At 70.7% G+C, this 12,191-nt stretch carries 13 protein-coding genes; 6 read left to right on the top strand and 7 right to left on the bottom strand.

From position 1 onward, the window contains the following. The first annotated feature begins 72 nt into the window (after positions 1-72). Complete coding sequence (locus I3V78_RS34385; RefSeq protein WP_204494438.1) at positions 73-1,107, top strand: aldo/keto reductase; 1,035 nt, start codon at positions 73-75, stop codon at positions 1,105-1,107. A 21-nt stretch (positions 1,108-1,128) separates the two neighbouring features. Here the strand turns inward: I3V78_RS34385 and I3V78_RS34380 are convergent, their stop codons facing one another. Together I3V78_RS34380 and I3V78_RS34375 are read right to left on the bottom strand one after the other, a co-directional pair. Beyond that, entirely contained in the window at positions 1,129-2,784 is a 1,656-nt protein-coding gene (locus I3V78_RS34380) for a hypothetical protein (RefSeq protein ID WP_204494436.1), read from the bottom strand. After that, positions 2,781-3,602, bottom strand: a complete 822-nt coding sequence (locus I3V78_RS34375) for an ABC transporter ATP-binding protein (RefSeq protein WP_204494433.1) — start codon at positions 3,600-3,602, stop codon at positions 2,781-2,783. The genes I3V78_RS34380 and I3V78_RS34375 overlap by 4 nt, the downstream gene beginning before the upstream one ends. A 187-nt stretch (positions 3,603-3,789) precedes the next feature. Here I3V78_RS34375 and I3V78_RS40410 point away from each other — a divergent pair, with 187 nt between their 5' ends. The 3 genes from I3V78_RS40410 to purU are packed head-to-tail and all read left to right on the top strand — an operon-like array spanning position 3,790 to position 5,382. Next, a complete protein-coding gene (locus I3V78_RS40410; protein WP_204494431.1) occupies positions 3,790-4,026 on the top strand; it encodes a (2Fe-2S)-binding protein in 237 nt (78 codons plus the stop codon). Beyond that, a complete protein-coding gene (gene bfr / locus I3V78_RS34365) occupies positions 4,023-4,499 on the top strand; it encodes a bacterioferritin (protein WP_204494428.1) in 477 nt (158 codons plus the stop codon). Before I3V78_RS40410 ends, bfr begins: the two co-directional genes overlap by 4 nt. A gap of 10 nt (positions 4,500-4,509) precedes the next feature. Next, positions 4,510-5,382, top strand: coding sequence for a formyltetrahydrofolate deformylase (gene purU / locus I3V78_RS34360; protein WP_204494426.1), 873 nt, complete (start codon positions 4,510-4,512; stop codon positions 5,380-5,382). Positions 5,383-5,444: 62 nt separating this feature from the next. Here purU and I3V78_RS34355 read toward each other — a convergent pair whose 3' ends face one another. From I3V78_RS34355 to I3V78_RS34345, 3 genes are all read right to left on the bottom strand, one after another. Continuing rightward, positions 5,445-5,825 carry a response regulator gene (locus I3V78_RS34355; RefSeq protein ID WP_204494423.1) on the bottom strand — a complete coding sequence of 127 codons (381 nt, stop codon included), beginning with the start codon at positions 5,823-5,825 and terminating at the stop codon, positions 5,445-5,447. Positions 5,826-5,921: 96 nt separating this feature from the next. Next, positions 5,922-6,902: an amidohydrolase family protein gene (locus I3V78_RS34350; RefSeq protein WP_204494421.1), complete on the bottom strand. Its 981-nt coding sequence runs from the start codon at positions 6,900-6,902 to the stop codon at positions 5,922-5,924. Beyond that, positions 6,899-7,156: a hypothetical protein gene (locus tag I3V78_RS34345; RefSeq protein ID WP_204494418.1), complete on the bottom strand. Its 258-nt coding sequence runs from the start codon at positions 7,154-7,156 to the stop codon at positions 6,899-6,901. The genes I3V78_RS34350 and I3V78_RS34345 overlap by 4 nt, the downstream gene beginning before the upstream one ends. Before the next feature lie 305 nt (positions 7,157-7,461). Here I3V78_RS34345 and I3V78_RS34340 point away from each other — a divergent pair, with 305 nt between their 5' ends. Further along, a complete protein-coding gene (locus I3V78_RS34340) occupies positions 7,462-7,734 on the top strand; it encodes a hypothetical protein (protein WP_204494415.1) in 273 nt (90 codons plus the stop codon). Position 7,735: 1 nt separating this feature from the next. Here the strand turns inward: I3V78_RS34340 and I3V78_RS34335 are convergent, their stop codons facing one another. After that, positions 7,736-8,515, bottom strand: coding sequence for a TatD family hydrolase (locus I3V78_RS34335; protein ID WP_204494412.1), 780 nt, complete (start codon positions 8,513-8,515; stop codon positions 7,736-7,738). Between the two features lie 10 nt (positions 8,516-8,525). Beyond that, positions 8,526-10,295 carry a gamma-glutamyltransferase gene (ggt, locus tag I3V78_RS34330; RefSeq protein WP_204494409.1) on the bottom strand — a complete coding sequence of 590 codons (1,770 nt, stop codon included), beginning with the start codon at positions 10,293-10,295 and terminating at the stop codon, positions 8,526-8,528. A 422-nt stretch (positions 10,296-10,717) separates the two neighbouring features. On the opposite strand from ggt, the gene glmU reads away from it, so the two are divergent. Beyond that, positions 10,718-12,154 carry a bifunctional UDP-N-acetylglucosamine diphosphorylase/glucosamine-1-phosphate N-acetyltransferase GlmU gene (gene glmU, locus I3V78_RS34325; protein WP_204494407.1) on the top strand — a complete coding sequence of 479 codons (1,437 nt, stop codon included), beginning with the start codon at positions 10,718-10,720 and terminating at the stop codon, positions 12,152-12,154. The last annotated feature ends 37 nt before the right edge of the window (positions 12,155-12,191 follow it).

Genomic DNA, 12,191 nt, shown 5'->3' with positions numbered 1-12,191 from the left:
CGCGGCGTGGTGTGGGAAGGCACGGCGCGTTAGGAGTGTCGTCCACGAATCCTTCGCGGGGAGCGACACGTCATGGAGTTCAGAAGACTGGGTGGTTCGGGTTTCAAGGTGCCGGTGCTGAGCCTGGGCACGGGAACCTTTGGGGGCAACAACGACTTCTTCAAGGGCTTTGGCAGCTCGGACGTGAAGGAGGCCACGCGCCTGGTGGACATCTGCCTGGAGGCGGGGCTCACCATGTTCGACTCGGCGGACGTCTACTCCCATGGCCTGTCGGAGGAAATCCTGGGCCAGGCGCTCAAGGGCCGCCGGGACCAGGCCATCATCTCCACCAAGGGCACGTTCCGCATGGGCCCGGGCGCCAACGACGTGGGCTCCTCGCGCTTCCACCTCATCCGCAGCGTGGAGGGCAGCCTCAAGCGCCTGGGCACCGACTACATCGACATCTACCAGCTGCACGGCTTCGACGCGTCCACGCCGGTGGAGGAGACCCTGGGCTGCCTGGACGACCTCGTGCGCGCGGGGAAGATCCGCTACATCGGCTGCTCGAACTTCTCCGGCTGGCACCTGATGAAGTCGCTGGCGGTGAGTGAGAAGTACGGCTGGGCGCGCTACGTGGCGCACCAGGCGTACTACTCGCTCATCGGCCGCAGCTACGAGTGGGAGCTGATGCCGCTCGGCCTGGACCAGGGCGTGGGCGCCATCGTCTGGAGCCCGCTCGGGTGGGGCCGGCTGACGGGGAAGATCCGCCGGGGCCAGCCCCTGCCGGAGACCAGCCGCCTGCGCTCGGCGGCGACCATGTCGGGCGGGCCGCCGGTGGAGGACGCGTACCTCTACCAGGTCGTGGACGCGCTGGACGCCGTGGCCCAGGACGTGGGCAAGACGGTGCCCCAGGTGGCCCTCAACTGGCTCTTGCGGCGGCCCACCGTGGCCAACGTCATCGTGGGCGCGCGCACCGAGGAGCAGCTGCGCCAGAACCTGGGCGCGGTGGGCTGGAGCCTCACGGACGAGCAGGTGGCGCGCCTGGACGCCGCGAGCGCCACGACGCTGGCCTACCCGTACTTCCACCAGCGCGGCTTCGCCGATCGCAACCCGCCCCCGGTGCGCTGAACCGGACGGGGGCGGGGCGCCTCACTCGCGCGTCACCGCCCGCAGCACCCGTTCCTTGCGCTGCTCGAGCAGCCGCAGCGCCAGGGGCAGCAGCGCCAGGTACAGCCCGAGCGTCACCGTGGCGCTCAGGGCGAGCAGCCCGAGCGTGCCGGGGGTGGTGCCCGCGTGCGCGGTGAGGCGCAGGGCGGTGACGAAGGGGGCGCAGCCCACGCTCGCCGCGACGATGCCGAGCAGGGACGCGGTGAGGGGCAGCTTGTCGCGGCGCTTGAGGCTCGCGTGGAACTTCACCGGGAAGTAGAGCGAGAGGAAGTTGCCCGCGGTGAGCAGCACCGGGATGACGGCGAGCACGGCGAGCAGGGCGCACGCGAGGTCGAGCGCCGTGCCCCGGCCGAAGTACACCCGGTAGAAGAGGCCCACGCAGAGCGCCATGCCGCCGGCGGCCAGCCCCTGCACCCGGTTCTTCGCCCGGAGCACCTCGCCCAGCTCCACGGGCGCGGCGATGAGCAGCGCGAGCCCGTGGCCGTCATAGGCGAAGGTGTTCTGCGAGAACGTGGAGGCCATCACCACCGCGCCATAGATGCACAGGCCGCCCATGAGCCACGCATCGGCGCTCTCGCCCACGGCGAACTCGAGCAGGCCGCGGCCCGAGGTGAGCTTGAGCAGGATGGCGAGCACGAAGGGCACCGCGGCGAGCAGCCGCGCGCGGGGGTTGCGCCACAGGTCCAGCGCCTCGCGCACGACGAGGGTGGTGAAGCGCGAGCGCGTGCGGGCGAAGGGGTCGCCATCCGGGGACACCTTGCCCACGGGCCCCGCGCGGCCCACGCCCCGGTGGAAGCGCAAGAGCAGCGCGTAGGCGAGCGCGAAGCCCATGACGGTGAAGAAGAGCATGCCCAGGCCATCCGCGAAGGCATTGCGCCGGTAGCCGTAGGACAGCTCCAGGAGCGCGTCGCCGAAGAGCCCCGGGGGCACCCGGCCCAGGGCGAGCGTCGCGTCCACGAGGATGGCCATGTCCAGCTTCTCCACGCCGCCCTCGCCCACGGCGGTGAGCCAGGACGTGTCGATGGGGGGGATGAGCGAGGCGCCCGCGAGGAACAGCACGAAGCCGCCGCCGAGCAACTGGGCGCTGTGCTTCTCGCGCAGCACGTTGAGCACCATGTACAGGCCCACCCGGCTCCAGGCGGCGTTGAGCAGCGCGAAGAGCACGTAGAGCCCCAGCGCGTAGCCCGGCAGCCGCACCGGGTGCATGGACGCGTAGCCGAGCGCCGCGCCCGTCAGGGGCGCGTAGAAGACGAGCGCGCGGGGCTCCAGGAGGCTCGCCCCCGTGGAGGCGATGAGCAGCCGGAAGGGGGAGATGGGGAAGGCCGCGTAGCGGCTGAGCTCCGAGTGGTCATCCACCCCCGCGCTCATGAGCGGCCACGTCACCCACACCGCCGCGGTGACGAAGCACAGGAGGTTGAGGATGAAGAAGGGCCACACGTCGTTGTGGGCCACCCCGGGCAGGCGCATCAGCCCATAGAAGGACACGCCCAGGCCCCACGCGGGCGCGCTGGAGAGCAGGAAGGCGCCCACGGCGAAGAGCGGATGGCGCCCCGAGCCCTGGTTGAGCCCGATGTTCACCCGCAGCGCCCAGAGCAGCCACAGGTGCCGGAAGAAGCCCGGCGCGGCGGGCCGGTTCACGCGGACCCCCGGCGCAGCGGCACGACCTCGGCGGGGGGCGCGTCTCCATAGAAGGAGAGCCGGGCGTTGCGCGCGGCCGGCACCGCGATGAGCTTCTCGAAGACGGCCTCCAGCGAGCCCGCCCCGTTGCGCTCCTTGAGCTCCTCCACCGGACCCTGATCCAACATCCGTCCGCCCCGGATGACGCCCGCGTGCGTGGCCAGCCGCTCGGCGATCTCCAGCACGTGCGTGGTGAGCAGCAGCGTCACCCCCCGCCGGCTCAGCTCCCGCAGCAGCTCGCGGATGACGCCCGCGGCCAGCACGTCGATGCCCTCGAAGGGCTCGTCCAAGAGCACCAGGTCCGGCGCGTGGATGAGCGACGCGGCGATGGCCAGCCGCCGCCGCATCCCCTTGGAGTACTCGGCCACGAGCGACCCCGCCTTGTACGTGAGCTCCGTGAGCTCCAGCAGCTCCGCCGCCCGCGCCGCCGCCTCGTCCCCACTCAGCCCGTACATGCGCCCACAGAAGGTGAGGTACTGCCGCCCGCTGAGCCGCTCGAAGAGGCTCAGCTCCTCGGGCACCACGCCCAGGTGGCGCTTGACCTCCAGGGGGCGCGCCACGGCGTCCACGCCCAACAGCCGGATGTGGCCGGAGTCCGGGGCGTACACGCCGGTGAGCAGGGCGATGGTGGTGGACTTGCCCGCGCCGTTGGGCCCGAGGAAGGCATAGAAGGCACCACGGGGGATGAGCAGCTCCAGGCCCTGCAGCGCGGTGAAGTCACCGAAGCGCTTCACGAGGGCCCGGGCGTCCACGGCCAGGTCAGAAGGAGGCGGTAGCATGGGGACGCCCATCTCAGCCGACCCGGGCTCACCCCCACAACCCCCCGCCCGCCCGCCCGCTCCCTCCCGGGAATGCCCGGCGCGTGACACCGATTCCCCCCTGGCTTGACCGCCGGGTTTTTGAAACCTATTCTCAATATCACTTGGCGATCGCCTGTCGCGGTCGTCCTCTCCTCTGAGCTCTCGAATGATCGTCTGCCTCTGCCACGCCGTCTCGGACCGCATCATCCGCGCCCGTATCGCCGAGGGAGCGCGGACTGTGGAGAAACTGGGGGAGGTGTGTGGCGCGGGGACGGGATGTGGGGGGTGTCACGATCAGATGACCCAGCTCATCGGGGAGGGGCGGCAGGCGAACGCCGTGCGTCCCTCGTGTCGTGAGAGTTGTGCCCTGGCGACCTCACGGGTAGCTTCCGTGGCGCTATGAAAGGCCACCCCCAGATCATCGACCTGCTGAACGACGTCCTCACCACCGAGCTGACGGCGATCAACGAGTACTTCCTGCACGCGCGCATCGCGGAGAACTGGGGGTATGACCGGCTCGCCAAGAAGATCTACGAGGAGTCGATTGGCGAGATGAAGCACGCCGATCGCCTGGTCAAGCGCGTGCTGTTCCTGGAGGGGCTGCCCAACCTGCAGCGCCTGGCCAAGGTGAACGTGGGCGAGACCGTGCCGGAGATGCTGCGGCTGGACCTGGCCCTGGAGGCCGGCTCCCAGAAGCGCCTCAACGAGGGCATCGAGCTGTGCCGGACCCTCGGGGACAACGGCAGCCGCGAGGTGCTGGAGTACATCCTCGCGGACACCGAGGAGCACATCGACTGGCTGGAGGCCCAGCTGGAGCTGATGAAGCAGGTGGGCGAGGTCAACTACCTGGCGCAGCAGATCAAGAAGGATCCCTGAGCCCGCGCGGATGGCTGCCCCTGCCTTGAACGCCGAGCGCGCCCGGCTGCTCATCACGTGCGTGGACCGTCCCGGCGTGGTCGCGGCGGTGACCCAGCTGCTCTTCGAGCAGGGCGCCAACGTGGTGGACTCGCACCAGCACACCGAGCCCGACGACTCGCGCTTCTTCATGCGCCTGGAGTTCGATCTGCCCGGGCTCGCCGAGCGGCTGCCCGGGCTGGAGCGGGCCATGGGGCCGGTGGCCGAGCGCTTCGCCTTGAGCTGGCGGCTGACGCCCGCGGCGCGCGTCAAGCGCATGGCCCTGTTCGTCTCCAAGCAGGATCACTGCCTGCAGGAGCTCCTGTGGCTGTGGAAGAAGGGGGAGCTGGCGGCGCACATCCCGCTGGTGGTGAGCAACCACCCGGACGCGCGCGAGGTGCTGGCCCCCTTCGGCATCCCCCTGCACCACGTGCCCGTGACGCCCGAGACCAAGGCGGACGCCGAGGCGGCCCTCCTGGAGCTGCTGCGCGCGCACCAGGTGGACCTCCTCGTGCTCGCCCGCTACATGCAGATCCTCAGCGGCGACTTCATCCAGCGCTTCGGCGGGCCCATCATCAACATCCACCACAGCTTCCTGCCGGCCTTCGTGGGCGCCAACCCCTACGCCCAGGCGCACACCCGGGGCGTGAAGCTCATCGGCGCCACGGCGCACTACGTGACGGCCGAGCTGGACGCCGGCCCGATCATCGAGCAGGACGTGCACCGGGTGGGACATCGCAACGCGGTGGAGGAGCTGGTGCGCATCGGGCGCCGGGTGGAGCGCACGGTGCTCGCGCGGGCCGTGGCCTGGCATCTGGAGGACCGGGTGTTGCCGCATGGCAACAAGACCGTCGTCTTCTCCTGAGCGGCGCTTCCAGCCTGGCTGGTGAGGGGCGGCGGTGAAGCGGGCCGTGGGGCCCGTCCGCCTCAGTGCATCATGGCCACTTCGGGCGGACCGACGATGCGCTGCACCGTCATGCGCACCTTGTCCAGGTCCACCGGCTTGGAGATGTAGCCGGCGGCGCCCACCAGCTCCGCCTCCCACTCGAAGCCGTAGCCCGAGATGATGATGATGGGCAGGCCGCGCGCCCGGGGCATCTTCTTGAGGGCATCCAGCAGTCCCCAGCCGCTCATGACGGGCATGCGCAGGTCGAGCAGCACCGCCTGGGGCAGGTCGTCCTCCAGCAGGTCCAGCGCTTCACGTCCATTGCCGGCCTCTTGGGTCTGGTAGCCCATGTCTTGAAGGGCATCGCAGATCAGCGTGCGGTGGCTCGCGTCGTCGTCGACGACCAGGATGTGGCAGGACATAGCGGGGCCTCGAAGCGGATTCGGTGGCGAAAGCGGGATTCTATGGGGGGCAAGATGCGAACGGCTGGTCAGTTGCGGAAGGGGTCTGCGCGCTTTTCAACATTCCCCGTAGAGCTTCAAGGCATTGCCCCCGAGGATGCCTGCCTCCACCTCGTCCCCGAGCTTGAGCGCGAGCAGCCGGTGCAGCTCGCGATCCCACGCATAGGGCAGGTGGGGAAAATCCGTCCCGTAGAGGATGCGCTCGGGACGCACTTCGAGCAAGCGGCGCGGCGGCTCCTGGGGAAAATAACCGGCCAGCGCCATGGTGGTGTCGAGCCACAGCGAGTCGTACCGCTCGAGCAGCCGGGTGTAGGCGTCGAACTCATCCAGACCCAGGTGGGGCACGCACAGCTTGAGGGTGGGGTGGGCCTGGAGCACCCGCTCCACGCGCTCGGCCGAGCACAGGGCGTGGACGTCACATTGATAGTGGGGGCTGGCCGGCTCGCGTCCCGCGTGGAGCACCACGGGCCGTCCCGCCCGGGCGCAGGCCGCGTACACCTCGTGCATCTCGGGGGCGTCCGGGGCCAGGCACTGCACGTGGCTGTGCAGCTTCACGCCCCGGAGGCCGGCGGCGAACGCCTCGGCGAGGATGTCCCCGGCGCCCGGCTCCCCGGGCAGGACCGTGGCCAGGCCCAGCACCCGCGGCTCGGCGCGCGCCACCTCGGCGATGTACGCGTTGAGCGCGCGCGCCATGCCCGGGGTGTGGGCGTAGTGCAGCGCCACCACCCGGTGCACCCCCCGGGACAGCAGGAAGGACACCACCTGGGGCGTGTGCAGCTTGTAGCGGATGGGCCAGCCGTACCGCTCGAACCAGCGCCAGATGGCCTCGAAGACCCGGTCCGGGAAGAGGTGCACGTGGGCGTCCACCACGGGCGGCAGTCCCTCGGGCAGCCGCGCGCCCTCGGCGTCGTCGAGCGCGGGCAGGGGGGGCTGTCCGTCCCCCCGGGGGGTGAGCCACCCCGCGCCGCCCAGGCACGCGGGCGGGGCTCGCGGGTCATGGTCCAGGGGCGTCTCCGGGGGCGTCTCCGGGGGCGTCATGGGTGGGGCGGCGTCGGGTCCGTGGGCGCCTGGGACGGGGGCGCGTCCGCCGGAGGCTTGTCCAGCCGCTGCAGCAGGGTGTTCTGCGCGTAGCCGGCCCGCTCCAGGCGCTGGGACTCGATGACGTCGGCGACCTTGGTGCACACCTGTCCCAGCACGCGCAGGGACTCGGCCAGGACCTTCTCCAGCTGATCCTGGGCGTTCGCTCGCTGGATGACGGACCGCTCGCGGCGGAACAGGGAAGGCAGCTTCATCCCGCCCAATCTAAGGGATGCCTCCCTCCGGGGCCACTGCCTCCGTGCGTTGACAAACCGTCCGGTCGGGGGGCCGGGGGTCATCAACAGATTGACCGGGCAATCGATTTACAACCTGGCCTCCGGGGTGGGGTTCCGGAGGGGAAGTCCGAGGGAAAATCCCTCCCGAAACGTTCCCTACTGGACCCTTTCCGGGCCCTTTCACGGATTTTCAGCCGGGGGGATGACGCACCGCGAACTTGTGGTTAATCTCCACTCCTCACTTCCCGGCCTGCCGCCGGGACGTTCGAAAGGGGGACTGCGCGATGGCTTACGACGGCGAATTGGTGAAGATGGAGAATGGCCGCTGGGCGCGGTTCCAGCGCTGCCAGGTGTACCGTCCCGGCGTCGAGGACGCGGGCGAGACGATGATGTTGATCGCTGTGGAGTTGGACGAGCGCTACCAGAAGCTGTTGGACGAGGCGGCGCAGTCACTGGCGGACTACCGGCACCGGGGCATCCCCGTGCAGGCGACGCTGGATGACGCGGCGCAGCGGCTGACGCTGCACCCGGAGCAGGTGGTCAGCGCGCTGCACTGAGTCAGCGGGGACGGTAGAAGCGCGCGGCGTTGTCGTGCGCCACGCGCTTCACCACGCGCTCGGAGAGCCTGGCCTTGGTCAGCAGGTGGGCCACGCGCGCGAGCCCCAGGATGTCGCCGGCGCCATCGCCGGCGTCGGAGTTGAGCACCAGTCGCTCGCTGCCCAGGCGGCGCACCAGCAGCACGGCGCGCTCGGCCTTGAGGGCCTCGGGGTGCAGGCTCAATCCGGCCCAATGCCCACAGCCGAGGATGTTGCGCACGGTGCGCGCGTTGGCGTGGTCCACCAGCACGCGTGAGGGCTGGATGCCCGACTCGCGCACGAGCGTGAGCAGCCGCCGCGTGTGGCGCTCCTTGTCCTTGAGCGGCGTGTGCACCACGACCCGGAGCTTGAGCTGGCGCGCGAGCGCGAGCTGCTCCAGGAAGGCCTCCTCCTCTTCAATGCCCCCCGCGTGCAGGCCCGTCTCCCCCAGGGCCACCACGCGTCCGCCCTGGAAGTAGTCCGGCAGGTGGGCGAGCACCTCGGACAGGCCGCGGCGGGGGATGCAGCGCGGGTGCACGCCCAGCGCCGCCCAGGCCCGGATGCCCAGGCGCTCCAGGCGCGGCAGTTGTTTGTGCACCAGGTCGTCGAAGTGCTTGCGCAGCGCCTTGGGCGTGGGCTCGGGCAGGTGGTGGGCCACCACGAGCGCGCGCTCCACGCCGAAGAAGCGCATGGACTCGAGGTCCTGATCGCTCAGGGCCTCGGGGTGCAGGTGCGCGTCGAAGAGCTGGAGGAGTTCGGGCACGGGGGCGGTCTCAGTCCTGGCCGAGCGCGGCGCCTTCGTTGCGGGGATCGCTCGCCGCGCTGCGCAGGTTCGTCTGGGGATCGCTCACCACGGCCTCCGCGTCCCCCCAGTTGGGAATCCGGCGGATCTTATGGCCCTTCGCCTCGAGGATGGCCAGCGTGGCGGGCTCCAGGGCGTACTGGTCCACCCACAGCTCATCCGGCAGGTACTGGTGGTGCAGGCGGCCCTGGCCCACCGCGCGCGCCACGTCCATGCCCTGGTCCACCACGTTGGAGATGACCTGGATGACGGTGGTGGGGATGGTGGAGCCGCCGGGGCTGCCCACCGCGAGCATCACCTTCTTGGGATCCTCCTTGGAGAAGACGAGCGTGGGGGACATGGAGGACAGGGGCACTTTGCCCGGGGCGATGGCGTTGGCCTCGCCGCCCACCAGCCCGTAGGCGTTGGGCACGCCGGGCCGCGCGGAGAAGTCGTCCATCTCGTCGTTGAGCAGGATGCCGGTGCCCTTGGCGACCAGGCACGAGCCGAAGCCGTAGTTCACCGTGGTGGTGAGCGCCACGGCGTTGCCGTCCTTGTCGATGACGGAGATGTGCGTGGTGTTCTTCTTGTCGGCGGGGGCGTGGGACGGGTCGTACCAGCCGCCGTCGGAGGGCTTGAGCGTGGACTCACCCGCGCCCTCCCCGGGCGCCAGCAGCGAGGCGCTGGGCGTGGCCTTCTTCGGATCGATGCTCCCGGCCAGGTCCGCGAGGTAGCCCGACGAGGTGAGCCGCTCCATGGGAATCTTCACCTGGGCGGGGTCCCCCAGGTACTTCGTGCGGTCCACGTACACGCGCCGCACCGCCTCGGCGTACAGGTGCACCTCCTCGGCGTCGCGGAAGGCGAGCCCCTGGGGCCGCAGCCGCTCCAGCGCGCCGAGCACCTGCACCACCGCGAGCCCCCCGGCGCTCGGCGGCGGCATGGTGAGCAGGCGGTGGCCGCGGTAGCTGCCCTCGAGCGGCGCGTGGGTGCGCGTCTGGTAGGCCTTCAAGTCCTCGCGCGTGAGCACGCCGCCGGCGGCCTTCACCGTGTCCACCACCGCCTGGCCGAGCGCGCCGGTGTAGAAGGGCGCCGCGCCGCTCTTGGCGAGCGTGGTGAGGGTGCGCGCCAGGTCCGGCTGCTTCACCAGGCTGCCCACGGCGGGCACGTCCGGCTCGCCCGCGGCGTTCTTGCCCAGGAAGATGCGCGCGGCCTCGGGATCCTGGGCGAGGCAGTCGCGCCGCAGCTTCGCCACGGCCTGGTACTTGGGCGTCACCCAGAAGCCCGCGCGCGCCGCGTCGATGGCGGGCTGGAGCACCACGGCGCGCGGCAGCTTGCCGTGCTTCTCCACGAGCTCCAGGTAGCCGGCCACCGCGCCGGGCACCGCCACGCTCAGCGCGCCGTCGGTGGACAGCCCCGGCACCACCTTGCCGTCCTTCACGTACATGTCGCGCGTGGCCGCCCGGGGCGCCACCTCGCGGAAGTCCAGGGCGCGCGTCTCGCCCGTCTTCGCGTCGTGCACCAGCGCGAAGCCGCCCCCGCCCAGGCCCGAGTGGTAGGGCCCCACCACCGCCAGCGTCGTGGCCGCCGCCACCGCCGCGTCCACCGCGTTGCCGCCCTTCTGCAGCATCTTGAGCGCGGCCTCGCTCGCCGCCGGGTGCGCCGTGGCCACCGCGCCGCCCCGGTAGGGCCGGGCCGCGCTCGCGGAGCCTCCGGCACACAGCAGCGCCAGCGCCAGCGTCCAGCCATTCCGGGGAGACCACATCTTTACCGTATCCACGTGCCACGCCTCCGTGAGTGGGCCGCGATTCGCCCATGTCCCTGTGGGGGGTTCTGGAGTATCCCGGCGGCCGCCCGGACTCACCACAAACCATTTCATCCCGAAGTGTCCGGCGGATGCCAGGTGTTCCGGCCAGGGGTTGGACCCGGTGGGGGGCGCGAGGCATCTTGCGCACGACTCCGTGTGGCGCCGGGGGGAACATGATCGCCGACCCGAAGACATTCCGACCGCCGTCCCCGCCCCTCCAGGGCCCGGTGACGACCCTCTTTCTCAAGCCCGCCTACGGCATCACCGTGCGGCGCAATACGCTGGCGGTGTCCGTCACGGCGCATCCGGAGGAGCCTCGGGGGCCTCGTCCGCACGCGCGCGGTTGACGCGCCCCCGAGCCATCCCTAGTTATCGCCGACATGACAACTCCTCTTGCGGCGGTGGTGCTGTGCGCGGGCAAGGGCACCCGGATGCGCTCGGAGAAGGCGAAGGTCCTTCATCCCATCCTCGGCAAGCCCCTGTGCTTCTATCCCCTGATGCGGGCGCTGGAACTGGGCGCCTCCCCGGTGGTGCCGGTGGTGGGCCACCAGGCGGCGGAGGTGGAGCAGGCCGTGCGCGCGCTCTTCCCCGCGGGCCCCCTGCGCTTCGCGCTGCAGAAGGAGCAGCGGGGCACGGCGGACGCGGTGCGCTCGGCGGAGGGCGCGCTCCAGGGCTTCGAGGGCCGGGTGCTCATCCTCTACGGGGACGTGCCGCTCGTGCGCCGCGAGACGCTCGCCGCGCTGGTGGACGCGCACGAGCGGGGCGGCGGAGTGCTCTCGCTCGTGTCCACGCGCCTGGAGGACCCCACGGGCTACGGCCGGGTCATCCGCGAGGGTGGCAAGGTGGTGCGCATCGTCGAGCACAAGGACTGCACCCCCGAGCAGCGTGAGGTGCGCGACTGCAACGCGGGCATCTACCTCGTCGACTCGTCCTTCCTCTGGACGGCGCTGGCCAACATCCGCAGCACCAACGCCCAGGGCGAGTTCTACCTCACGGACCTGGTGGAGATGGCCGCCGCCCAGGGCCCGGTGCCCGCCATCGACGCGGACTTCAACGAGACGGCCGGGGTGAACGACCGGGTGGAGCTGTCCGCCCGCGCGCGCGACCTGCAGGCGCGCATCAACATCCAGCACATGCGCAACGGCGTGTCGCTCGCCGACCCCGCCACCACCTACATCGAGGAGGGCGTCACCATCGGCTCGGACACCGAGGTGGGTCCAGGTGTGAGCCTGTCAGGCGCCACCGTGGTGGGCCGCCACGTCTCCATTGCCCAGGGCTGCGTCCTGCACGCCTCCTCGGTGGCCGACGGGACGACCCTCAAGCCCTACACGGTGCTGGAGGAGGCCAAGGTGGGGGAGCGGTGTATCCTGGGGCCCTTCTCGCGGCTGCGTCCGGGCACGGACCTCGCGGAGGAGGTGCATCTGGGCAACTTCGTGGAGACCAAGAAGGCGCGCATCGGCAAGGGCTCCAAGGCCAACCATCTGGCCTACCTGGGCGACGCGAAGATCGGCTCCGGGGTGAACGTCGGCGCCGGCACCATCACCTGCAACTATGACGGAGTGAACAAACACGTCACCGAGCTGGGCGACAAAGTGTTCATTGGCTCGGACTCCCAGCTCGTGGCCCCGGTGAAGGTGGGCGACGGTGCCTATGTCGGTGCGGGCACCACGGTGACGAAAGATGTGCCTCCCGGAAGCCTCGCCGTGTCTCGCACGCCGCAGGTGAACCTGGAGGGATGGGTGGAGCGCAAGAAGGCGCGGAAGGCCAAGTCCGCGGAAGCAGACCCGGTCAAGCCGGACAAGGTGTCGGTGGGGTAGTGGCGTAGCTCTTGCTTGTCGTCAGGGTGACAGGTGT

Origin of the sequence: Archangium primigenium (assembly GCF_016904885.1) — a bacterium.
GTDB classification, from domain to species: domain Bacteria; phylum Myxococcota; class Myxococcia; order Myxococcales; family Myxococcaceae; genus Cystobacter; species Cystobacter primigenius.
This window is presented reverse-complemented; position numbering and strand designations above follow the sequence as displayed.

What these genes read in the sequence shown, in the direction of transcription:
- purU (WP_204494426.1), top strand. Translation starts at nt 4,510, where the DNA reads ATGGCTGCCCCTGCCTTGAACGCCGAGCGCGCCCGGCTGCTCATCACG.
- I3V78_RS34375 (WP_204494433.1), bottom strand. Translation starts at nt 3,602, where the DNA reads ATGCTACCGCCTCCTTCTGACCTGGCCGTGGACGCCCGGGCCCTCGTG.
- bfr (WP_204494428.1), top strand. Translation starts at nt 4,023, where the DNA reads ATGAAAGGCCACCCCCAGATCATCGACCTGCTGAACGACGTCCTCACC.
- I3V78_RS34345 (WP_204494418.1), bottom strand. Translation starts at nt 7,156, where the DNA reads ATGAAGCTGCCTTCCCTGTTCCGCCGCGAGCGGTCCGTCATCCAGCGA.
- I3V78_RS34385 (WP_204494438.1), top strand. Translation starts at nt 73, where the DNA reads ATGGAGTTCAGAAGACTGGGTGGTTCGGGTTTCAAGGTGCCGGTGCTG.
- I3V78_RS40410 (WP_204494431.1), top strand. Translation starts at nt 3,790, where the DNA reads ATGATCGTCTGCCTCTGCCACGCCGTCTCGGACCGCATCATCCGCGCC.
- I3V78_RS34350 (WP_204494421.1), bottom strand. Translation starts at nt 6,902, where the DNA reads ATGACGCCCCCGGAGACGCCCCCGGAGACGCCCCTGGACCATGACCCG.
- I3V78_RS34355 (WP_204494423.1), bottom strand. Translation starts at nt 5,825, where the DNA reads ATGTCCTGCCACATCCTGGTCGTCGACGACGACGCGAGCCACCGCACG.
- ggt (WP_204494409.1), bottom strand. Translation starts at nt 10,295, where the DNA reads ATGTGGTCTCCCCGGAATGGCTGGACGCTGGCGCTGGCGCTGCTGTGT.
- glmU (WP_204494407.1), top strand. Translation starts at nt 10,718, where the DNA reads ATGACAACTCCTCTTGCGGCGGTGGTGCTGTGCGCGGGCAAGGGCACC.
- I3V78_RS34340 (WP_204494415.1), top strand. Translation starts at nt 7,462, where the DNA reads ATGGCTTACGACGGCGAATTGGTGAAGATGGAGAATGGCCGCTGGGCG.